We start from the raw sequence: 20,514 nt of genomic DNA, 5'->3' as shown, positions 1-20,514 counted from the left end.
ATGCCGCTTGTTCGCAGACTTTTTCCGCCGCTCGCTTCGGGCTTTCTGTTCGGGATGGGCCTGACGGTCTCGGGAATGACCGACCCGCAGCGGGTGCGCGGGTTCCTCGACGTGTTCGGCGACTGGGATCCGACGCTCGCCTTCGTCATGGGCGGCGCGGTCCTCGTCATGGCAATCGCCTGGCGTCTCCAGACGCGTATGGCCAAGCCCGTTTTCGGGGAACGGTTCTCGCTGCCCGGCCGCACCGATCTCGATCCCCGCCTGCTCACAGGCGCAATTGTATTCGGCATCGGTTGGGGCGTAGCCGGACTGTGCCCCGGCCCCGCGGTGGCATCGCTCGCCCTGTCGCCCGTTCACGCCATTCCGTTCGTTGCGGCCATGCTCGCCGGCATGCTGCTTCAGAAGATCACCATGGAACGAAGGGTCACCTCATGACACAGCCTAAGCGCCTTTCGGATCGTCTCTCGGTCACACCGCAGATCGATCCGGCCAACATGCAAGCTCTTGCCGATGCTGGCTTCCGCTCGGTCATCAGCAACCGTCCTGACGGAGAAGAACCGGAGCAGCCCGACTGGGCGACGATCGAGCGTGCCGCGCGCGATGCCGGAATGGAAGCGCGGCATATACCGGTGACGCCGGGCGCGATCAGCGACGAGGATGCCGCGCATTTCGGAGCCGCGCTCGAGGAGCTGCCCGGACCCGTGGTCGGCTTTTGCCGGACGGGCATGCGTTCAGCCTCGCTGTGGGCGCTCGCGAATGCGGACAAGCGTCCGGCCGACGAACTGATCGCAACTGCGGCAGATGCCGGCTACGACATCGCGCCCCTGCGGGACCGGTTGGAAGGCTGAAGCGCAGGCGACCCTCACATGCCGCGCCTGGCCCGCTACCTGCCGGTCCTCGAATGGGGACGTGCCTATAACGGCACCCTGCTGACGAACGATCTCGTCGCGGCCGGCATCGTCACGATCATGCTGATCCCGCAGAGCCTCGCCTATGCGATGCTCGCGGGACTGCCGCCCGAAGTGGGACTCTACGCCTCGATCCTGCCGATCATCGCCTACGCGCTGTTCGGTACAAGTCGGTCGCTGGCGGTGGGGCCCGTGGCGGTAATCTCGCTGATGACACTCACCGCCGCCAGCAGCGTGGCTCCGCCCGGAAGCGCGGAGTTCATCGCCGCAGCCCTCGTGCTGGCGCTGCTTTCAGGGCTCTTCCTGCTGCTGATGGGCGTGCTCAAGCTCGGCTTCCTTGCCAACCTGCTCTCCCATCCGGTGGTCTCTGGGTTCATCACTGCCTCGGGCATCATCATCGCCACCAGCCAGCTCAAGGCGATCTTCGGCATCTCGGCCTCAGGGGAGGCGATGCCTGAACTTGTTGGAACCCTGCTCGCCAACATTGCCGAAACGAACCTACCGACGCTCGTTATCGGCGTGGTCTCAACAGCGTTCCTGTTCTGGGTTCGCAAGGGGCTCAAGCCGCTCCTGACCAAGGCCGGGCTCCAGTCGCGACCTGCCGATCTGATCGCCAAGGCAGGGCCGATCGCCGCCGTGGCGATAGCGGCGCTGGCGGTCGTGCTGCTCGATCTCGAGGAGCGCGGCGTCGCAGTGGTCGGAGCGATCCCGCAGAGCTTGCCGCCGTTCACCGTGCCGCTATTCGACGCCGGCTTGTGGCAGCAGCTCGCGATCCCCGCACTCCTGCTGTCGATCATCGGCTTCGTCGAGTCCGTCTCTGTCGCGCAGACGCTCGCGGCGAAGAAGCGCCAGCGGATCGATCCCGACCAGGAACTCATCGGCCTCGGCGCCGCCAACGTCGCCGCCTCGTTCTCTGGCGGCTATCCGGTGACCGGTGGCTTCGCGCGCTCGGTGGTGAACTTCGATGCAGGGGCCGAGACGCCTGCGGCCGGCGCCTTCACCGCCGTCGGCATCGCCATCGCCGCGCTGTTCCTCACGCCGCTGCTCTACTCGCTGCCGATCGCAACACTCGCGGCGACGATCATCGTCGCGGTGCTCAGCCTCGTGGACCTGCGGACGCCGCTCACCATCTGGCGCTATTCGCGAGCCGACTTCGCGGCGATGGCCGCCACGATCGGTGTCACCCTGCTGCTTGGAGTGGAACCCGGTGTGATCGCCGGCGTCGGCCTCAGCCTCGCGCTATACCTCTGGCGCACCTCGCGACCGCACGCAGCGATCGTGGGCCGGGTCCCGGAGACGGGGCACTTCCGCAATGTGAAGCGCCACAAGGTGATCACCGATCCGCGGATTCTCACCATTCGGGTCGACGAGAGCCTGACCTATCTCAACGCCCGCTGGCTGGAGGAGTTCGTACTGGAGGCGGTGGCCGACCAGCCCGAGGTGAAGCATCTCGTGCTGATGAGTTCGGCGGTGAATTCGATCGACGCCTCGGCGCTCGAGAGCCTCGAGGCGATCAATCACCGCCTCTGCGATGCGGGGATCAAGCTGCATCTCTCGGAAGTGAAAGGTCCGGTCATGGACCGGCTCGAGCGCTCGTCATTCCTCAAGGAACTCACCGGGCAGGTATTCCTTTCGCAAGACGAGGCGTTCTCGACATTACTCAATTCCAGCGACGAAGCGCCGCCTCAGAGCGAGGATCTGTGGCTGGCACGAGGGCTGATCTAGAAGTCGCGACAAGCTTCCAGCCGAGCGTCGGGCGAGTTTCTCAACGCATCTCCTGCCGCGCCAGATCGGCAAGAAGGCCTGGTGTGAGGATTTGCGGCAGGACCTTCGCGTCGCCTTCGGCCGGATAGAAGAGGTAGAACGGGATGCTGTTGCGGCCGTGCTTCTCAAGAAAGCGTGTGATCTCTGGATCGGCCGTGGTCCAGTCCCCGATCAGCGTAACCACGCCCGCGCTCGCGAAGGCATCCTGTGCCGTGTCGGTGTCGATCGCGACCTTCTCGTTCACCTTGCAGGTGAGGCACCAATCGGCTGTGAAATCGACGAATACGGGGGTTCCCTCCCGGCGCAACGCGGCAAGTCGTTCCTCACTGAAGGGCTGATGGAGTGTACTCTCTCCCGACCTAGCAGTCACCGGCTCTTCGGTCGGCAGGCCGAGAATGAAGATGGCGCCTAGTGCCAGCACGGCAGGTGCCAGCGCTGACCAGCTGGTACGACCCGTCTGCTGCCTCGTGCCGAGCCACCAGAGACCCACGCCCAGCACGACCGTGACGGCGATGCCGATCGCCATGCCGTTCACCCCCACTTGCCGCCCCAACACCCACGCAAGCGCCAGTGCGGTTGCAAACATCGGCAGCGAGAGTACGCGCCGCAGTGTGTTCATCCAGGCGCCCGGCTTCGGCAGGCGAGCCTGGAGCGCGGGCACGAATGCTACGGCAAGGAACGGCAGTGCCATGCCTAGTCCCAATCCTGCAAAGATCGCGAGCGCCGGCCCGGGCGGAAGGACCAGGGCAGCGCCGAGTGCTCCCGCCATGAACGGACCGCTGCAAGGCGCTGCGATCAGCGCGGCAAGCGCGCCGGTCGAGAAGCCTCCCGCGAACCCATGGCGTTGGGAGGCGCGACCACCAGGCAAAGCCAGTCGCATTTCGAACAGGCCGGCCAGGTTGAGAGCGATCGCGCTGGTGAGCATCAGCAACAGCAGGATGACCACCGGCGATTGTAGCTGGAACGACCAGCCCACTTCCTCGCCCGCGGCCTTGAGCGCAAGAACCACTCCGCCGAGCGCCGTCGCAGTCGCCACGCTTCCGGCAGTGTAGCCAAGGCCTTCGCTGCGGGCAGTCGCCCTATCGCCGCCTGCCCGAGCGAGGTTGAGCGCCTTGAGACTCAGGATCGGGAACACGCAAGGCATCAGGTTGAGGAGAAGGCCGCCAAGGACGGCGGCAAGAAGCGATACGGCCAGTACGCTTGCGATCGATTCCGGCACATCTGATCTGGCAGCCGCGAGCTGCTCCGTCTTCTCCTCGCCAGCAGGTGGCGGTGCAGCGATCGAATCGGCCGGCCCCGCTCCAATTACAGCTTCTTCTGCTTCCTCCGCTTGCGGCTGGGCTTCGCCGCCTCGGTTTCCCATGCCGGAGGCGGTGGCCGCGGACCTGTTTGCCGAGATGCGAAACGAGTTCTTCCCGTCCGAGACCACTCCGGCGAAAGTTCCGCCGGGTGCATCCGCCTGGGCTGCAACTTCAATCCGCAGGCTATTACCGGTGCGCTCCACCGACTGCCGAGCTGCCGCCGCAAACCAGTCCGATTGGGCCGGATACAGCCTCGTGCTCGCCTCCCGCAGGCGTCCACCGTCAGCGACGGTGAAGACCCATTTCCCCTGCTCCCGGGCTATCGTCGAGCCAGTGAGAAGGCTGGGAAGGCGCGTTGCGGCTTCGCTTATGAGGGAGGCTCCTTCCGGGTTCGGCGAACCCGTTCCGATCCGCAGCTCGGTGGTCAGCGTGGCACGCTCGGGGACGCAGAGAGTGTCGGAGCACGCCAGCCAGGAAAGGTGGGCGGTGACCGGAAGAGACGTTCCGGCGCGCATCCCGGCCGGGACCGACATCTCGGTCAGCAGCGTGAACGTGCCTTCGTGCACATAGCTTGCGATACCCTGGACTTCGAGCAGGGTGGGAGCCGGGTGGCGAAGCTCGCCAAACTCAATCCCTTCCGGTGCTTCCCAGCTGACATCGACCGGAAGACCGCTCTCACCCGGATTGACCCAGTATCCGTGCCAGCCCTTCTTCGGCACCATTCGGATGGCGAGTCGAACGGTCGAGCCCGGCTCCGGCTCCAGCGTTTCGGCGACGAGGGACGCGCTGATGTACCTCGGAGCGGCCTGCGCTGTGCTCCAGGGCAATGCGAGGAGCAGGAGCAGAGCCGCGAAAACCAGACCAATCGTGCGGAGGGATTTCGGATCGTCACAAGCGGTCATGATGTACCCGCGGCCTAGCTGCCCTGTTCGAACTCACGCGCGAGTTGAACCGCTCGGGCGAGCGTTTGATCGTCGAGCGCCCCCGGAATGAGGTAAGGCCCCACCAGCAGAGCAGGCGTACCCTGCAATCCCATCTGTGCGGCCTGCCGGTTGGTCCGATCGATCGCGCCGCCAATTTCCCGCCGCCGTTCATCGAGGTCGGCTTCGAGTTGTGACCAGTTTACGCCCGCACTTTCGGCGGCGGCCTTGATCTTGGCTTGGTCGAGCCGCCCCTCGATCTGCATCAGGGCATCGTGGAACTCGGCATGCTTCCCCTGCCACTGCGAAGCTATTGCCGCTTTCGCCGCTTCCTCAGAGGCAGCGCCGAAAATCGGCCAATCACGGTAGACGATGCGGATTTTGCCATCCTGCTCGGCCAGTCGCTCGAGCACCGGATGCATCTTGCGACAGAAGGGACACTGATAATCGGAATACGAAACGATGGTTACATCGTAGCCCTCCGGCTCATGCTTCGGCGCGACCGGGTCGTCGGTGATCTTGCGCCGTTCTTCCACCGCCTCAGCCGATCGTGCCGCATCGGAAGATGAAGCGGCAGGCGCTGACGTCACTGTACCGGGACCGGATGGCTGCTGCGCCACCAGGAGACCTGCGGCCAGCAAGGCTGCACCCGCCATTCCGCCTAGAACCCAGTGTCTTGTTTTCATTTCACACCTTGTTGAAGCTGTCGGATCTCGTCATGCAGGGCTGCGCGCGAAATCTCGCCGAGGTGGCTCGCCACCACTTTCCCATCGCCATTCACGAAGAGAGTTGTCGGAAGCGCCCCGTCACCCAGTTGCTGCGAAAGCGCAGCCTGCACATCGATCAGGACGTCCTCTGGCGTGACCCCATGGCTGGCGAGGAACTGCATAACCTGCGCGGGATCCTCTCCTTCATTGACCAGCAGGATGGGGACCTGCGAGCTGGCCGCGGTCTCAGCCAGCATCGGCAGCTCGCGGCGGCACGGAGGGCACCATGTCGCCCACAGGTTCACGACGAAGGGCCGCCCTTCGAGGCTCTCGGGCTCTAGAGCGGGGCCGTCGATCCGCGCCAGCTGCGGCAGCTTGGGCAACGCACGAGGAGCGGGCTCGAGTAGCTTTTCCCCAGTGAACCACGCCAAAGAGAGGACGAGCGTCAACGCAAGCGATAGCTGCGCCGAGCGGTGAGTTCCCAGCCTCCAAACCAGAACTGCCGAGGCACCAGCTGCGCCGGCCCACGCCGTGAACCCGCCCTGCCAAATTGCGAGGACGCTCAGCCAATCCCGCGCGTAGGAGTCGAGGTGGGTGGCGACGTACACCACGCGGGCGACTATCAGCCCTGTCACGACCGCCAGTATCGAGCTGCGGCCGAGATCCCGCTGCGTCCAGCGCCCGATGAACTCCATCCCGCCGAGGAAGGCGAGCACCAACAGCACCGCCAGCAGGCGGTCCGGGGCGAACGCGAGTGGCCCGATCTGAACGATGTTGCTCACGGCTAGGTCCCTTGCAGGCCCTCGCTTAAGTGGACCTTAGAAGGCGTCTCCGGCTCTGCGTTCGATCACAGAGCCCCCTCACCCTGTTCCGCCTTGGCCGCCACTGAAGCGGGCTCCTCATCATCCCACCCGTAAATGTCTTCGCGCCGCACAATCCGACCATTCTCGGGCACGGCCGTCAGATAGGTGATGTAGACGGGCACCGGTTCCGGCAGATGCAGCGTCTGTTCGGGCTCGGTGGACTGGGGCATCGGTTGTTCGCCAAAGAGAATGGCCGCGAGCGCATCGGCATCCTCGAGACGCACGCAGCCTGCGCTGGCGCTGCGGTTATCGAGTTCGAACAGATGCTTGGCCGGAGTATCGTGCAGATAGATGCCGAGGTTGTTCGGGAACTGGAACTTGATCTTGCCCATGCCGTTGCGCGGCCCCGGCTTCTGCCGAATGAACAGCTCGATGCTGCCGTCTGCCACGGCCTGCCAATCGATCGTCCTTGGATCGATCACCTGACCAGAGACCCAATCGTCCACCACTTCGTATCCGCGGCCCCGGAAGTAACTCATCCCTTCGTCGATCACGCGCGGCGCGATCCGTTCGCGCGTGAGGTCGGGCGGGACATGCCAGTATGGATTGAGTGTCGCATATCGTAGCATGCCCACCATCATCGGGGTCGCATCCTCGGGCGCCCCGACCACCACGCGCATGGTCTCCTGTGCTTCTCCGCCGTCGAAAACCGTGAGTTGGGCTGCGGCTGCATCGACCAGGATGTACGGATCCTCCCGGGCGGGAAGCGCCCGTGCGCGCTCAAGGTTGAGTTGAAGGAGGCCCAGGTCCGGCGTCGTCCCCGCTTTTGCGATCGCCTCTGCAATCGACTGGCGAAGACCAGTATAGATGGGGTTCATCCATGCCATTTCGCGGACGTAATCGACGAGCGATGGAGCCTCGGCAGCCGCGGAAAGGACTTCCCATGCGCTGGCGGGTAACGGCCGAAGCGACGGTTCGCCGTAGACGATGTCAGCATCGCGCACTTCTCGAACGTCGCGCATGTAGGCAACGAATGCTCTCGAGAGCGCAATCTCGAGGCGCGCGAGGTGGTCGCTCGCTCCTAACTCGCTATTGCTGATCGCGCTCGACAGAGCCGGATAGAGATAATCGCTGGACTCCAGCCCGTCTGCCTCTGCCGAACCGAGAAGATCGAGCAACGCCAAGGCTTGAGGGCCGATCCGTCCAGCTTCAATCCACAAGGGCCGGAACCGATGCTGCTGGTAAAAGATGAGCAGCTCCTCATCTCCGCGGACATTTTCCCACACCGCCTGAGCCAACGGATGCTGCGCACTTCTGTCTGCAGCGGTAGCTGACGCCGGCACTGCTGTCACAAGCGCGGCCGCGAAAACCAGAAGCGGAGTGCGGCTGGCGGAAATCCGTCGCTTCAACACTTTCATTCAGAGCTCCAAACCGTTGGCCCGTCCAATCGGACGGATGGTCGGCTTGGCTTAAGCGGAGCTTATGTCTTTGAACTGCCGGTATTCGAGCCGAAGCGGATGCGGCCATCGGGGAATGAGAGCGCCGCCCGGAGGCCGCCTTCCGGCCGGTTCGCCAGTTCGAGCCGCGCGCCCGCACGGGCCATTACCAGTTCGACGATCGAAAGGCCCAGGCCGCTTCCACCGGCCTTCTGCCGCGCACCTCGGACGAACCGACCCTTCACCTTTTCGATCTCCTCGGGAGGAATACCCGGCCCCTCGTCGCGCACGATGACCTCCGCGGTGCCGCGGCCGGTTTCGATATCGATCTCGATCCTGCTTCCATCCGGTGAGTGATTGAGCGCATTCTCCACCAGGTTGCGCAGTGCCAGCGTCAGCGCTCCTTCCTCGACAAATATTTCACCTTCAAGTGCGCGCCTCGATGGAGCGAGCTCTACACTCGCTCGCTGCAACTGGGTGCCCAATCCCTCGGCCACGGACGAGAGCACCTGCTGGAGGGGCACCCATGCAGCCACAACCCTCTCCGACGCCGCTTCCTCGCGCGCCAGTTCGAGCAACTGGTGGACGAGCCGCGATGTTCGATCGACCGATGTCTGGATGTGGCGAAGCGACTGCTCGCGGACCTGCTCGTCTTCAGCCACAAGCGCAATCTGCGCATGCGCGCGAAGACCCGCGAGCGGAGTCTGTAGCTCGTGTGCGGCGCTCGCAATGAAGTGCTTCTCGTTCGCTCGCATCTGCTCGAGGCGATGGAACAGGTCATCGATCGAGTGGACCACGGGGGTGAGTTCGCTACTGGTGGTCGCCATCCCGAGCGGTCCGATATCATTGGGATCGCGTGCCTTCAGCCGCCGCGTTATCTCTCGAAGCGGCGCAAGGCCTGCGCCAACCGCCGTCCAGATGAGCAGAGCAAGCGCGAGAATCCCGACGAGCGACGGAAACAGCAGTCCGGTCATCAAATCGTCCACGAGGCGCTCGCGAACCTCGAGGTTGTCGCCAACCATCACGCGGATCCCGCGCTCGGGGTCCGCCAGCGTGTAGACGCGCCACGTTTCGCCTTCGACGACCCGTTCCGAGAAGCCCGTTCCCTCGACCGCGAGCGGCGCCGTCGGAGCCTCGCCCGACCGCCCGACCAGTTCGCCGTCGACAGTCCATATCTGGCAGCTCAGTTGCCGGCTGTAGTTTCCAGCTCCGCGCAACACCTCGAACGGTTGGTCCTGCGCAATCGGCTGCTGCACGTTGCCAATAAGCGAGGAAACCATACGCGCAGCCTCGACCAGCCGCCGATCCAGCACCTGCTGGACCTCCGACCGCGTGCTCAGCTGAGTCCATGCCGCAGCGGAGGACCACACGAGCATCGTGACCGCCGCGACCATGAGGAAGATGCGTAACCGTAGCGATCTCATCGACTGGGCACTCGATAGCCTTCACCGCGAACGGTCTCGATGAGGTCGCGGCCGAGCTTCGCGCGCAGGTTGTGGATGTGCACTTCCACCGCATTGCTCCCGACCTCCTCCTGCCATCCGTAGAGGCGGTCCTCGAGCTGCGCGCGCGAAAACACCCGGCCCGGCTGCTCGATCAGGATCTGCAATACGGCGAATTCCCGCCGCGACAACATCACCGGTTCACTGCCTCGCCGCACCTCGCGAAGAGGAATGTCGATCTCGACATCCCGCCACATCAGCGTGGTGGAAGTGACCCCTTTTGCGCGTCTACCTATCGCACGGATTCTCGCCGCGAGTTCGTCGAGATCGAAGGGTTTGCCCAGATAATCGTCAGCGCCGCGATCGAGCCCATCGATGCGATCCCGTATCGCGTTGCGCGCCGTCAACAGAAGGACCGGCGTCACCAGCCCGGCGCGGCGCCACTCGTGCAGCAGGTCCAGGCCGGAACCGTCGGGCAAAGCAATATCTAGGACAACGGCATCGTACTCCACCACCTCCATGGCATGGCGGGCGTCCTCGATGGTCTCGACTGCGTCGGCCACGAAACCCTCAATGGCCAGTCCAGCGCGCAGCCCCTCGAGCAAGACCTCGTCGTCTTCGACGATCAATATGCGCATCAATCACCTCGCCCTGCATCTGCGCTCCACCGCTTAAGTGCGCCTTAAGCAAACCTTCGGACCTGCGGAGAGCGCAACGGTGTTCGCAGGCCACCGGGCAGACACCGTCGATCATTGGCCACCTCTCAACCGCCGGATGGCGGAGGAAGTTTCGTATGACCAAGTCAATATTGCTCGCCGGCGGGCTTCTCGCAGCTGCGACCTTGGCCGCGGGAGCGCCCGAGTCCCGCGCCTCTACCGCCGATGTGGTCGAGCAAAGCGTCGAAGAACAGCGCAAGGCTTTCACCGAAGACGAGGTCGCGCCGCGCCACGAGCCGGCAAACTTCGACGTCACGATAGTCAAGTACACCGATTACCAGTGCCCCTTCTGCCGCAAGGCACACAGGGACCTCGCCCGTCTGGTTGAACAGGACGCTCGAGTCCGCATCATCTACCGGGATTGGCCGATCTTCGGACCTGCATCGGAAGAAGCCGCCCGCCTCGTCATCGCCAGTAAGTGGCAGGGCAAGCATGCGCGCTTTCACGATGCGTTGATGAGCAGTCCGGCACCGTTGAACAGCAAGGCCATAAGAGCGGCAGCAGACGAGGCCGGAATCGATTGGAGCCGGCTCCAATCCGACCTGGTGCGCCACAAGACCGAGATCGAGGAACTGCTCCAACGAAACGCCAGCCAAGCCCGGTCCCTGGGGCTTCAGGGCACTCCTGCATTCATCATTGAAGATACTCTGGTCGAAGGCGCTCTGGACCTCGCGAGCTTGAGGGAACTGGTGGCTGATGTCCGCCGATGATCTCCCTGACAGTTCCGCGATGACGCGGACTGACGATGGAGTGTTAGTCCGCGGGAGGCTGGAAGTGGTTGATCGGGATGCGCAAGAAGGATCGGCCGCATGGGTCGGGCTCCGGAAGCCGGCCACCGCGGATGTTCACCTGCAACGCCGCGAGCATCAGGACGGGTAGCGGCAACGTCGCGTCGCGTTCGTTGCGGACCTTGACGAACTCCTCCTCGCTAATCCCGTCCTTTACATGGATGTTGTTCCGTCGGTGCTCCGCGACTGTCGCCATGCACTGGAGATCGCGCCTGTTCTTGCAGTAGTCGTGCCCGACGTAGAGCGCAGTGTCAGGCGGCAGATCCAGCAGTTCCCTGATGCTGTTCCACAAGACGTGCGCGTCGCCACCCGGGAAATCTGCCCGGGCTGTGCCAGTGTCCGGAACCATCAAGGTATCGTGGACAAAGGCGTTCGAGCCGAAGACGAAGGTGATGGAAGCCAGCGTGTGGCCTGGGGAGAATAGAACTCGACCCTCAAGACTGCCAATCCGCAGGGTGTCGCCCTTCGCGAAGAGGCGGTCCCACTGACTTCCGTCAGCTGGGAAATCCTCCAGACAGTAGATGTCGCGCCAGAGTTTCTGGACCTGCGTGACCTTCTCCCCGATCGCCGTTGGCGCATCGAACTTCTCAGCGAGGTAAGGCGCGGCGGAGAAGTGGTCCGCGTGCGGGTGGGTGTCGAGCACCCACTCGACGCGCAATCCTTCCGAACGGACATAGTCCGCGATTGCGTCGGCGTTCTTCGTGCTCGTCGCGCCAGCCTTTTCATCGTAGTCCCAGACAGGATCGATGATGGCCGCGGACTTTGTTTCGCGGTCCCGGATCACGTACTGCCAGCTTCCGGTCTTCTCGTCGTAGAACGCGGCTACAACGGCATCGGGTCGTTCAATGAGCAGCATCGTAACACGCTCCGTGCGAATGAATGGTCGAGGCTCTGCACTCGGGGAGTGGCCGGAACATGCCTGGGTGGCGGGTGTGCATTCCTCTGCAGAGGAAGCAGTCTTAGCCTATACATCAACACCGGGACTCAAGTTCCCATCAACACACTCCACTGGCTGAGCTGCCCGCAGGATATTAGGCAGCTAGGCGGAATGACGGCTATGTCGGCGGCTGCTGACGGCTCATCGGTTCGGCCGAGTGTCAGCTTTCCCAGTTCCGTGGCCAAAACCGGCAGGGCAGGAGAGGGCCATGCATGCCAGTTCGAGAACGCCCTTCAATGGTGAACGGACGGCGGCTTTCGGAGATTCGAATTGACCCCGTGAACGTCTGCGATGTCGGCGGTTGCTGACCGGCAACTCGGTCTGAAAGCGGTCCAGCCGCTCCTGGGCCTATTGTGTTGAAAAACTCCGCGGCCAGGTTTCGCCAGCAATAAGGGAAACGTGGATCACGCGCTCGGCGCAGCAATGATTCAAAAAGTAGGGGCGCTTTGAATCATTACTGCTAAAAATTGGCCGCTCAGCGGTCGGGTCCGACTTTTTCAACACAATAGGGCCGATAGCGGTCTGTCCGGTATCGGTAGCCTGGGTGCGCAAAAGCCGACATTCGGCCAACGACGCCATTGCGGACATTCGGTTTTGCCACCATCCTGCGCCCACTTTCAGCAAGGGGCCAGCAGTGAGGCGATCATCCAGACCTGTACTAGCGTCGTATAAGATCGGCCCTCTGCTCGTCGGCAGCGCTGTCTAGATGAAGAGTGATTTGATCAAGCTGGAAGGTCAGTCCGGCCACGCCATTGTCGCAACTATCGAGGGCGCGACAAATGGCATGCCGGTGATTCTCGCGCATGGAGGCGGGCAAACCCGGCGGGCCTGGAAGAAGATTTCGACCTTGCTCGCCAATCGAGGCTTCCGCGCAATTGCCATTGACCTGCGCGGTCATGGGGACAGCGATTGGGCCAGCGACGGAGCCTATGATATTGTCGACTTCGCCAGCGACCTAGTCGCCATATCCGTCGGGCTGGATCGCAAGCCAGCGCTGATCGGCGCGTCGCTGGGGGGGCTTGCCGGAATAGTCGCCGAAGGGCAGCTTTCCCCCGGCAGCTTCGCCTCGCTAACGTTAGTCGACATTACCCCGCAGATGGAAGCAACCGGCGTTGCGCGGGTTGTGGGGTTCATGGCCGCCCATGCGCGCGAAGGCTTCGCGTCCCCGGATGAAGCCGCGCGGGTCATTTCCGAATATCTGACGCATCGCCCCAGCCGTAAGGCATCGGCAGGCCTCGCGCATTATTTACGCGAGAAGCCTGACGGGCGCTATTACTGGCACTGGGATCCGGCCTTCATCGACGGAATAATGCGTCGCCAAGCGCAGAACGGCGACTTGGGTGATCACGGGCGTAGCGAGCTTAGCGAGGCCGCGACGAAGCTAACGCTCCCGGTGCACCTGGTTAGAGGCGGTTCCAGCGATCTCGTCTCACCGGAAGCGGCGGAGCATTTCAAGCAACTGGTCCCGCATGCCGCTTACAGCGACATCGCCGATGCCACCCACATGGTGGTCGGCGACCAAAACGATGTCTTTGGAGCGGCGATTGTCGATTTCTTGACTCTTACTCATGCCGTGAGCGATGCAGGATGAGCAGTCGCACCGAAAGACCCGATCTCGCCGAACTGCGAAATAAGCTCCACATAGCTCCGTTTCATCGCTGGCTCGGTCTCAATATTGTTGATCTTACCGAGCGCGAGCTAATCATCGAGATGCCTTGGCGGGATGAGATCGTCTCAAACCCGATAATCGGGGCGGCGCATGGCGGTATTTTGTCCACGCTGATCGACCTTACCGGGCTCTACACGGTCAACGCTCTTGGCGGCATCGGACGGGCCACGGCAGACCTCTGTGTCGATTTTCATCGTCCTGCCACGTCCGGGCCGCTGCGCGCGATCGGCAAGGTGGTCAAATTGGGCAAGCAGTTGAGCGTTGCGGAGGCCAGAATCGAGGGCTCCGATAAGCGACTACTCGCCAGCGGCCGAGGTGCATACGTCGCCTAATCGGGCGATTCACGGCGGGCAGGCGCGCGTTCTCATTCACGACGGAACCAATTGACCACGATCAGAGACCCCGACAGTAATGCGCACCCTCCAGCCAACGTTGGCTGCCCCTCCAATAATAGCGCTGCCGCGATAATGAGGGCAGCAGAGATGACATGATGACCAGCGAGAGACTGCTGGCGACCACCTCTCGCCAGCAACTCTAGATCCCGCCGGTCTAGGTTGATCGGCAGTCGGCCGGATCGCACGATCTTCTCCAGCGCCAAAATCAGCTCGGGCGCATTCAGCGCTGCCCGTCCCAGAAGCGTGACTGTGCGACGCGCCTTGTCGCGCAGCTCTCCAAATCCAGCTCGTTCACGAAGCAATTGCCGCGCAATAGGGGCCAGTTCCGCGCCGATGTCGAAGCGCGGGTCGATGCGCCGCACGAATCCTTCCGCGGTAAGGAGCGTGCGCAACATTAGCGCGAGATCCGGAGGCAGCGATAGCTGAAACTCCCGTAACAGGCGGAACACCTCGGCGAAAATTTCACCTAGATCGATCTGGGCCAGCACGGACGCCTTGAACCGGTCAATCAGGCCCGCCAGCGCCCGGACGAGTGCTTCCCGGTCGACGGCAGGATCGCCCGCCCACCCAAGGAGCACATCGGCGAGGCTAGCGGTGTCCTCGGCCGCGATCGCCAGGGAAAGCTCGACGAGTTCGTCTCGGCGGTGCGGCAACAATGTCCCAACGGCGCCGAAATCTATGAACACGAGGGTGCCGTCAGTTTTGACCAACAAGTTGCCGGGATGGGGATCGGCATGAAAACGGCCGTTGATCACGATCATTCGCAAGACCGCCTGGGCGTAGGTGCGGGCCACCTGGGACAGGTCGATCCCTGCGGCGCGGAGCCGATCCAGGTCGGTCGCAGGAAGCGCATCAACGCGCTCCTGCATATTGATGCTACGCCCCGTCGCGTCCCAGTCAAACTGGGCCGTCTCCACGCCGAAATCAGCAAGGAATGTTCCGATCTCCTCGCTGGCGCTTCCTTCCGCTGAAAGGTCCATTTCGCGGTCGAGGCTTTCGGCGAAGAAACGCAGGAGTTCGTCGGGGCGCTGGCGGGCGACGGACGGATTGACTCGCTGCGCCAGACGGGCAACCCGCCGAAGCAGGCGAAGATCGGCGTCTACGATCTCCTCTATGCCTGGGCGCCTGATCTTCACGATGACCGGGACACCATCCTTGCGCACCGCGGCGTGGACCTGCGCGATGGAACCTGCAGCAAGCGGCGTCTCGTCGAAACGTTCGAAGTATTCGGACACCGGCGCGCCCAACGCCGCCTCTATCGAATGTCGAACTTGGGCAAATGCCACGGCTGGCACGCGATCCTGCAGGGTCGCGAGCGCACTGGTCCATTCCGATGGGAGCATGTCGCTCCGCATTGCCAAGACCTGCCCGAACTTGACGGCGACCGGGCCGATCTCGCGCAACGCAGTAACGAGCTGGTCCGGTCGCGGAGAAACCGGTTCGCCGCGGCTCGCCCCGATCCCCAGACTTGCCGAAAGTCCGCTCAGACCGTGCCTGCCAAGTATGCCAATCACCTGCGCGAGGCGTCGGCTCTCGCTCAACGTGAGATTATGGAGGTCAGGCATCGGAAAGCAATCCACGTGCGTTTGCGCTCATGATCGCCAGCACGTCGGTGAGCGACCTCTTTTGTGCTGGCGATACCCCTGCCCACAACTTTTCGTGCGTCGCGTCCGCGGCCCTTCGGAGTTCGGGGAGGATGTCCTCGACCTTCTTCGTCAGCTCAAGCTGCCAAGCCCGGCCATCGCTCAAGTCGCGGCGGCGGATGATGTACCCCTGATTACATAACGCCGAGACAGCGAGACCGACCGTAGCCGATTCAAGTTCGAGCTGCCTGGCGACGTCGGATTGATTCAGCGACGGGTCCTTGATGAGCTGAGCCAGCACCCTCCACTGCGTGCGGTGCAGGCCAATCGGCTGTGTGCGTTCGTCGAATGCTCTTCGGGCCGCCCGGCTGATTTCGTCCATCAGGAAAATGGCGCGATCATTATCGTTTACGACGTTTTGGAGATCGGGGCCGGTCATCTTACCAGTCATCAAAGGAAGCTACCTACGCTTTGGAATTAGTAAAGGGCTTTCATATCTCCGAAGAAGGCTTATGTGGCGCGGAAGCGTCGCGGGCGCAGCTTTGGAGTACGAGGGCAAATGGACGATAGCATAGGGCAGGCAATCGATCCTGCAGCCGAGAAGGAAAGGGACAAGCCCAAGGCGCTCTCCAATCCGAAGGTTCGGCGCGCTCTGATTCTCGCTGGGCTCGTCGTCCTGATCGCGGCCGGCATTTGGTATTATCGCCATGAGACATATGGAAAATACCAGCAGTCGACTGACAACGCCTATATCGCGGCCGACAGCGTGGTGGTCGCTCCGAAGGTGGCTGGCTACATCGACCGCGTGCTGGTCACGGAAAATCAGCCGGTAAAGGAAGGCGACGCCCTCGCTCAGCTCGATGTTCGTGACTATCGCGCGCAGTCGAATCAGGTCACTGCGCAGATTGCCGCGACACTGGCTGGCGCCGATACCATTCGTGCGCAGCAGCGGGAACAGGACGCTGCGATCAATCAAGCCCGCGCACAGCTTGCAGCGGCGACGGCGCAGGCGGCGCTCGCGGGGGAACAGGTTTCGCGCTATCGTCCGCTTGCGGCGAGCGGGGCAGAACCTCGGGAAAAGCTGGACCAGCTACAGGCGCAAGCCCGCGAAGCGCAGGCACAGGTCGCCGCCGCCAGGGCGGGGCTTCTGGCCGCACAGAGGCGACAAGGCACTCTAGGCGAGCAAATCCAGCAGGCTGTCTCACAGGCTAGCGCAGCGCGCGCTCAGCTTGAGGCCGCGCGTCTGAACCTGTCAGCGACGACATTGCGGTCAAGCATCACGGGGCGGATTGGCGATCTGACTGTTCGCGCCGGCCAGTACGTCCAACCGGGGCAACGGCTCATGAGCGTGGTGCCGACTGACAGGATCTATGTGACGGCTAATTTCAAGGAAACCCAACTCGGCTTGATCCGTCGAGGACAGCCGGTCGCTTTGGAAATCGACGCACTGCCCGAACTCGAAATCGAGGGTCGAGTCGAAAGCATCGCACCCGGTACAGGTGCCGAGTTCTCGATCCTGCCACCGCAGAACGCCACCGGCAATTTCACGAAGATTGTGCAGCGCGTCCCCGTCCGCATCTCGATACAGGCAACGCCGGAGGTCCAGCGCCTGCTGGTTCCGGGCATGTCAGTGGTGGCAACGGTCGATACCCGTGGCGCGAAGGGCGAACTTGACGCGCTCCGCACGCGCGGGCGCTGACAAGAAATGCAAGCGGCCTCGCCTACACGCGTCACCGGTACCCCCGAGCGCGCTGATGCAACCGCGTGGATTGCCGTGGCTGCCGGTGCCCTTGGCGCGATGCTGGCCACGCTGGACATCTCGATCGTAAATTCAGCCTTGCCGACGATCCAGGGCGAAATCGGCGCGACCGGCACCGAAGGCACCTGGATCGCCACGGCGTTTCTGGTCGCTGAGATCATCGTCATCCCGCTTAGCGCTTGGTTGGAGCGGCTTTTCGGGCTTCGCACCCTCCTGATCGTCGCGGTAAGCTCATTCACCGCGTTTTCCGTTCTCTGCGGCGTGGCGACAGACCTAACTACCATGATCATCGGGCGTGTGGGCCAGGGTTTCATGGGCGGCGCGCTCATACCGACGGCAATGACCATTGTCGCAAAGCGACTGCCGCCATCGCAGCAGCCGATAGGCATGGCACTGTTCGGCATGACGGTGGTCCTGGGGCCGGTCATGGGGCCGCTGGTCGGCGGTTGGCTGACCGAAAATCTCAGTTGGCACTATGCGTTCTTCGTCAACGTTCCGGTCTGCGCCCTTCTTCTCCTGCTGCTATTCATTGGACTGCCGCACGAAAAGCCGGACTGGGTTTACCTGCGAGAAGCGGACTGGGCAGGTATTCTGGGAATGATCCTCGGTCTGGGCGGTCTGACCGTCGTGCTCGAGGAAGGGCACCGCGAAGAGTGGTTTGAATCGGCGCTGATCGTCCAGCTCACGATTGTCACTGTTATCGGCTTCGCGCTGCTCACCTATGGACAGATCTACGCCCGGAAGCCGGTCTTGAAGCTTCGTCTGATGTTGAGCCGACAGTTCGCCAGCGTCGTCGTCATGGCCCTAGCGCTTGGTATGGTGATGTATGGCTCGACATATGTCATCCCGCAGTTTCTGACGATCATTTCCGACTACAACGCCTTGCAGACCGGTCTCGTCATCTTCTGGATGGGGGTGCCCGCTTTCTTGCTGATGCCCATCCTGCCGTTTATGATCCGCAGGATTCATATCCGCTTCGCCGTGGGAGCCGGGATGCTGATTATGGCGCTCAGCTGCTTCATATCAGTCAATCTGACCGCGGAGTCAGGTGGCGGCGTTTTCACTGAAAGCCAGTTCTTGCGTGGCGTCGGTATGATCCTAACGATGATGTTCCTCAATCAGGCGACCGTTGCTTCTGTCGCAAGAGAAGACGCTGGCGATGCTTCTGGCATCTTCAACGCCGCACGCAATCTGGGCGGGTCTTTTGCGCTGGCCGGCCTTGCCTCGTTCCAAGACCAGCGACTGTGGCATCACAGCAGACGCATGGAAGAATCGCTCAATGCGAACGGTGGACGTCTGCAGGATTATATCGATGGTCTCACTACCTCGCTGGGCAGCCCGCAAGCTGCTCTGCAAATGCTTTCAGGCACAATCCAGCGCGAAGCTTTCGTCATGACCTACAACGACGTCTTTTTCGCGATGGGCGCGATCACGCTCGCAACCGTTCCACTCGTGATGTTTCTTCGGGCGCTGCCCAAGAACGCCTCGCTCTCGATGCACTGAGACCTTCATGCGCAAGCTCATCCCGCTTCTTTTCACTTTCGCTCTTCTCGGAGCGTGCACTGCCGGTCCCGATTATGCCGGGCCGCCCCGGGTTGCCTCGGTCGGGGCGGATGGCTTCCTGCGGGCCGGTTCCGATGTGGATTCGCAAGCGCCGCTCTCCAGCGACTGGTGGTTGCTGCTGGGCGATCCGGTGCTTAACGACCTCGAAGCGCGCGCGCTTGCCGGAAATCCCGGCGTCGCTGCCGCCCGCGCCAGGATCGACCAGGCGCGTGCCTCGCTGCGGCAGGAACGCGCCAACCGGCTTCCCTCGGCCGCTGGCCAGGCAACTACGATCCAAGCCAAAATACCCGGTCTCGACCTTCAGAACGGTCCACCGTCCGGAACGCCAGGGACGCCCGGCCAAACCGAGGATGAGGAAACGTTGAGTGTCTACAACGTGGGTCTCAATGCAAACTGGGAAATAGACTTTGCCGGAGGGCAGCGGAGGCGCATCGAAGCCGCCAATGCGCAGGCCGCGGCAAGCGTTGCGAACGCCGAGGATGCGCAGGTCCAACTCGCGGCTGAAGTCGCCAGGGCATACGTCGGTCTCAGGGAAGCCCAGTCGCGCCTCGACCTTGTCGAGCAGCAGCGCGAATTGCAGCAGCAGACCCTGGAGCTGACTTACCAGAGGTATACGCAAGGCGCGCTCGCCTTGTTTCCGGTCGGCAACGCAAATGCCGAGCTTGAGCTGCTCAAGTCACAGATCGCGGAAGCGACTGCCGATGTTGCGGTCCTGAAAGACACCTTGGCGGTGCTCACCGGAGAAGCACCCGGCAGTCTTGATCAGCTGCTCTCAAAAGACTCGGCAATCCCCTTGCCTCCAACGCGCGTAGCTGTGGGCGACCCTGCCGCGCTGATCGCGAGGAGGCCCGACATTCGCGCGGCCGAGCGGACGCTCGCGGCAGCCAATGCCCGTATTGGCGTGGCCGAGGCAGCGCGGTTTCCGAAGCTTTCCTTCATGGGAATTCTTGGCCTCGGAGGCACCCAGCCCGATGACATCTTCGATCTGGGCAACCTCTCGGCGATAGCATTGCCGCAATTGCAGTGGAACCTGCTCGACTTCGGTCGAACCGAAGCTTCGATCGACCAGGCCGAGGCCGGGCGGGAAGAGGCCTTGCAGCGTTATCGCGAGATTGTGTTGCGCGCGCTACAGGACGCAGAGCAATCGCTTGCCCGCTTCAGCCAGCAACGCGCCAACGTGGCTGCTCTGGCGCAAGTCAAGCGGCAGGCCGACACCGCGGCTGGACTCAATCAACAACGATACAAAGCTGGCGCAATTTCCCAGGCAGACCTGAATACCTCCTTGCGGCAACGGCAGCAGGCGACGGTCGATTTAAATCGTTCGATCGCCGCCATGACCAACAGCTGGATCGCAATCCAAAAGTCGTTGGGTCTCGGTTGGAGTGAACCAGGAACGATGCCTGCTGTCGCTAACATAGGAATTCCTGAATCTTCATAGCGAGATAATCCGGCGGGCTTGTGGGGAAACAGCATCCCCGCTGGATTGTCATTGCGGGACCCAAGCGAAGCGCTGGAAGAAAGCGCTGGGCTAAGAGAAGGGACTTCGCTGAGAATTCTCAACTCGCCCTTCGCAACTGGTTTTCTTGTGACGCTACCTTCGGAAAGCCGGACGCAAAGCAGTCCAGCGACCAAAGATCTGACCCGATGTTCCGTGGTTTTCTAAAGCTACGATGAGCGGGCGTAGCCCAAGCGGCGTTAGGCGTGAAATAGCGGCATGCGGCGGCATTTGGTGGGCCCGGAAAGATTCGGACTATCTCTTGATCGTGAAATTATCGAAATGCCGTTCGTCCGCTTTTAGGAGTTGCCCGTTCGAGTTTTAGCGG

General features: G+C 62.6%; 18 protein-coding genes. 9 read left to right on the top strand and 9 right to left on the bottom strand.

Annotated features, from left to right (window positions below):
• From TZ53_RS23110 to TZ53_RS23100, 3 genes are read left to right on the top strand one after another with little or no spacing between them, the layout of a single operon-like run.
• Positions 1–435: a YeeE/YedE family protein gene (locus tag TZ53_RS23110; protein WP_044663280.1), complete on the top strand. Its 435-nt coding sequence runs from the start codon at positions 1–3 to the stop codon at positions 433–435.
• Positions 432–848, top strand: coding sequence for a TIGR01244 family sulfur transferase (locus tag TZ53_RS23105; protein ID WP_044663279.1), 417 nt, complete (start codon positions 432–434; stop codon positions 846–848). Before TZ53_RS23110 ends, TZ53_RS23105 begins: the two co-directional genes overlap by 4 nt.
• A gap of 18 nt (positions 849–866) precedes the next feature.
• Positions 867–2,633, top strand: coding sequence for a SulP family inorganic anion transporter (locus TZ53_RS23100; RefSeq protein WP_044663278.1), 1,767 nt, complete (start codon positions 867–869; stop codon positions 2,631–2,633).
• A 40-nt stretch (positions 2,634–2,673) separates the two neighbouring features.
• On the opposite strand, the gene TZ53_RS23095 is transcribed toward TZ53_RS23100, so the two are convergent.
• The 6 genes from TZ53_RS23095 to TZ53_RS23070 form a co-directional block, all read right to left on the bottom strand.
• Positions 2,674–4,875, bottom strand: coding sequence for a protein-disulfide reductase DsbD family protein (locus TZ53_RS23095; RefSeq protein WP_044663277.1), 2,202 nt, complete (start codon positions 4,873–4,875; stop codon positions 2,674–2,676).
• 14 nt (positions 4,876–4,889) lie between these two features.
• The gene (locus TZ53_RS23090) at positions 4,890–5,579 is read right to left on the bottom strand and encodes a DsbA family protein (RefSeq protein ID WP_044663276.1); all 690 of its coding nucleotides are present in this window, start codon (positions 5,577–5,579) and stop codon (positions 4,890–4,892) included.
• Positions 5,576–6,382: a TlpA family protein disulfide reductase gene (locus tag TZ53_RS23085; protein ID WP_044663275.1), complete on the bottom strand. Its 807-nt coding sequence runs from the start codon at positions 6,380–6,382 to the stop codon at positions 5,576–5,578. Before TZ53_RS23085 ends, TZ53_RS23090 begins: the two co-directional genes overlap by 4 nt.
• Before the next feature lie 65 nt (positions 6,383–6,447).
• Positions 6,448–7,821 carry a L,D-transpeptidase family protein gene (locus tag TZ53_RS23080; RefSeq protein WP_084694416.1) on the bottom strand — a complete coding sequence of 458 codons (1,374 nt, stop codon included), beginning with the start codon at positions 7,819–7,821 and terminating at the stop codon, positions 6,448–6,450.
• A 62-nt stretch (positions 7,822–7,883) separates the two neighbouring features.
• Positions 7,884–9,233: an ATP-binding protein gene (locus tag TZ53_RS23075; protein WP_052628275.1), complete on the bottom strand. Its 1,350-nt coding sequence runs from the start codon at positions 9,231–9,233 to the stop codon at positions 7,884–7,886.
• A gap of 26 nt (positions 9,234–9,259) precedes the next feature.
• Positions 9,260–9,919 carry a response regulator gene (locus TZ53_RS23070; RefSeq protein WP_044663273.1) on the bottom strand — a complete coding sequence of 220 codons (660 nt, stop codon included), beginning with the start codon at positions 9,917–9,919 and terminating at the stop codon, positions 9,260–9,262.
• 155 nt (positions 9,920–10,074) lie between these two features.
• Here TZ53_RS23070 and TZ53_RS23065 point away from each other — a divergent pair, with 155 nt between their 5' ends.
• Positions 10,075–10,707, top strand: coding sequence for a DsbA family protein (locus tag TZ53_RS23065; protein WP_044663272.1), 633 nt, complete (start codon positions 10,075–10,077; stop codon positions 10,705–10,707).
• A 43-nt stretch (positions 10,708–10,750) separates the two neighbouring features.
• On the opposite strand, the gene TZ53_RS23060 is transcribed toward TZ53_RS23065, so the two are convergent.
• On the bottom strand, positions 10,751–11,641 hold the full coding sequence (locus TZ53_RS23060; protein WP_044663271.1) for an MBL fold metallo-hydrolase: 891 nt from the start codon (positions 11,639–11,641) through the stop codon (positions 10,751–10,753).
• Between the two features lie 787 nt (positions 11,642–12,428).
• Here TZ53_RS23060 and TZ53_RS23055 point away from each other — a divergent pair.
• Both TZ53_RS23055 and TZ53_RS23050 read left to right on the top strand, forming a co-directional pair.
• Positions 12,429–13,313, top strand: a complete 885-nt coding sequence (locus TZ53_RS23055) for an alpha/beta fold hydrolase (RefSeq protein WP_044663270.1) — start codon at positions 12,429–12,431, stop codon at positions 13,311–13,313.
• On the top strand, positions 13,310–13,723 hold the full coding sequence (locus tag TZ53_RS23050; RefSeq protein ID WP_044663269.1) for a hotdog fold thioesterase: 414 nt from the start codon (positions 13,310–13,312) through the stop codon (positions 13,721–13,723). Before TZ53_RS23055 ends, TZ53_RS23050 begins: the two co-directional genes overlap by 4 nt.
• 32 nt (positions 13,724–13,755) lie before the next feature.
• Here TZ53_RS23050 and TZ53_RS23045 read toward each other — a convergent pair whose 3' ends face one another.
• Together TZ53_RS23045 and TZ53_RS23040 are read right to left on the bottom strand one after the other, a co-directional pair.
• A complete protein-coding gene (locus tag TZ53_RS23045; RefSeq protein ID WP_044663268.1) occupies positions 13,756–15,351 on the bottom strand; it encodes an ABC1 kinase family protein in 1,596 nt (531 codons plus the stop codon).
• Entirely contained in the window at positions 15,344–15,808 is a 465-nt protein-coding gene (locus TZ53_RS23040; RefSeq protein WP_044663267.1) for a MarR family winged helix-turn-helix transcriptional regulator, read from the bottom strand. The genes TZ53_RS23045 and TZ53_RS23040 overlap by 8 nt, the downstream gene beginning before the upstream one ends.
• Positions 15,809–15,928: 120 nt before the next feature.
• Between TZ53_RS23040 and TZ53_RS23035 the strand changes: the two genes are divergently transcribed.
• From TZ53_RS23035 to TZ53_RS23025, 3 genes are read left to right on the top strand one after another with little or no spacing between them, the layout of a single operon-like run.
• Positions 15,929–17,068, top strand: a complete 1,140-nt coding sequence (locus TZ53_RS23035; protein WP_044663266.1) for an HlyD family secretion protein — start codon at positions 15,929–15,931, stop codon at positions 17,066–17,068.
• Positions 17,069–17,074: 6 nt separating this feature from the next.
• Positions 17,075–18,631 (top strand): MDR family MFS transporter, encoded by a 1,557-nt coding sequence (locus TZ53_RS23030; protein ID WP_044663265.1) that lies wholly within the window; start codon positions 17,075–17,077, stop codon positions 18,629–18,631.
• 7 nt (positions 18,632–18,638) lie between these two features.
• On the top strand, positions 18,639–20,129 hold the full coding sequence (locus tag TZ53_RS23025) for an efflux transporter outer membrane subunit (RefSeq protein ID WP_044663264.1): 1,491 nt from the start codon (positions 18,639–18,641) through the stop codon (positions 20,127–20,129).
• Positions 20,130–20,514: the final 385 nt, after the last annotated feature.

This window comes from Sphingobium sp. YBL2 (assembly GCF_000943805.1).
In the GTDB taxonomy this organism is placed as follows: domain Bacteria; phylum Pseudomonadota; class Alphaproteobacteria; order Sphingomonadales; family Sphingomonadaceae; genus Sphingobium; species Sphingobium fuliginis.
Note: the sequence above shows the minus strand (reverse complement) of the source record. Positions and strands in the feature narration are given on the sequence as shown.

What these genes read in the sequence shown, in the direction of transcription:
- TZ53_RS23040 (WP_044663267.1), bottom strand. Translation starts at nt 15,808, where the DNA reads ATGACCGGCCCCGATCTCCAAAACGTCGTAAACGATAATGATCGCGCC.
- TZ53_RS23105 (WP_044663279.1), top strand. Translation starts at nt 432, where the DNA reads ATGACACAGCCTAAGCGCCTTTCGGATCGTCTCTCGGTCACACCGCAG.
- TZ53_RS23080 (WP_084694416.1), bottom strand. Translation starts at nt 7,821, where the DNA reads ATGAAAGTGTTGAAGCGACGGATTTCCGCCAGCCGCACTCCGCTTCTG.
- TZ53_RS23090 (WP_044663276.1), bottom strand. Translation starts at nt 5,579, where the DNA reads ATGAAAACAAGACACTGGGTTCTAGGCGGAATGGCGGGTGCAGCCTTG.
- TZ53_RS23110 (WP_044663280.1), top strand. Translation starts at nt 1, where the DNA reads ATGCCGCTTGTTCGCAGACTTTTTCCGCCGCTCGCTTCGGGCTTTCTG.
- TZ53_RS23045 (WP_044663268.1), bottom strand. Translation starts at nt 15,351, where the DNA reads ATGCCTGACCTCCATAATCTCACGTTGAGCGAGAGCCGACGCCTCGCG.
- TZ53_RS23070 (WP_044663273.1), bottom strand. Translation starts at nt 9,919, where the DNA reads ATGCGCATATTGATCGTCGAAGACGACGAGGTCTTGCTCGAGGGGCTG.
- TZ53_RS23075 (WP_052628275.1), bottom strand. Translation starts at nt 9,233, where the DNA reads ATGGTCGCGGCGGTCACGATGCTCGTGTGGTCCTCCGCTGCGGCATGG.
- TZ53_RS23030 (WP_044663265.1), top strand. Translation starts at nt 17,075, where the DNA reads ATGCAAGCGGCCTCGCCTACACGCGTCACCGGTACCCCCGAGCGCGCT.
- TZ53_RS23050 (WP_044663269.1), top strand. Translation starts at nt 13,310, where the DNA reads ATGAGCAGTCGCACCGAAAGACCCGATCTCGCCGAACTGCGAAATAAG.
- TZ53_RS23035 (WP_044663266.1), top strand. Translation starts at nt 15,929, where the DNA reads ATGGACGATAGCATAGGGCAGGCAATCGATCCTGCAGCCGAGAAGGAA.
- TZ53_RS23065 (WP_044663272.1), top strand. Translation starts at nt 10,075, where the DNA reads ATGACCAAGTCAATATTGCTCGCCGGCGGGCTTCTCGCAGCTGCGACC.
- TZ53_RS23060 (WP_044663271.1), bottom strand. Translation starts at nt 11,641, where the DNA reads ATGCTGCTCATTGAACGACCCGATGCCGTTGTAGCCGCGTTCTACGAC.
- TZ53_RS23025 (WP_044663264.1), top strand. Translation starts at nt 18,639, where the DNA reads ATGCGCAAGCTCATCCCGCTTCTTTTCACTTTCGCTCTTCTCGGAGCG.
- TZ53_RS23100 (WP_044663278.1), top strand. Translation starts at nt 867, where the DNA reads ATGCCGCGCCTGGCCCGCTACCTGCCGGTCCTCGAATGGGGACGTGCC.
- TZ53_RS23095 (WP_044663277.1), bottom strand. Translation starts at nt 4,875, where the DNA reads ATGACCGCTTGTGACGATCCGAAATCCCTCCGCACGATTGGTCTGGTT.
- TZ53_RS23055 (WP_044663270.1), top strand. Translation starts at nt 12,429, where the DNA reads ATGAAGAGTGATTTGATCAAGCTGGAAGGTCAGTCCGGCCACGCCATT.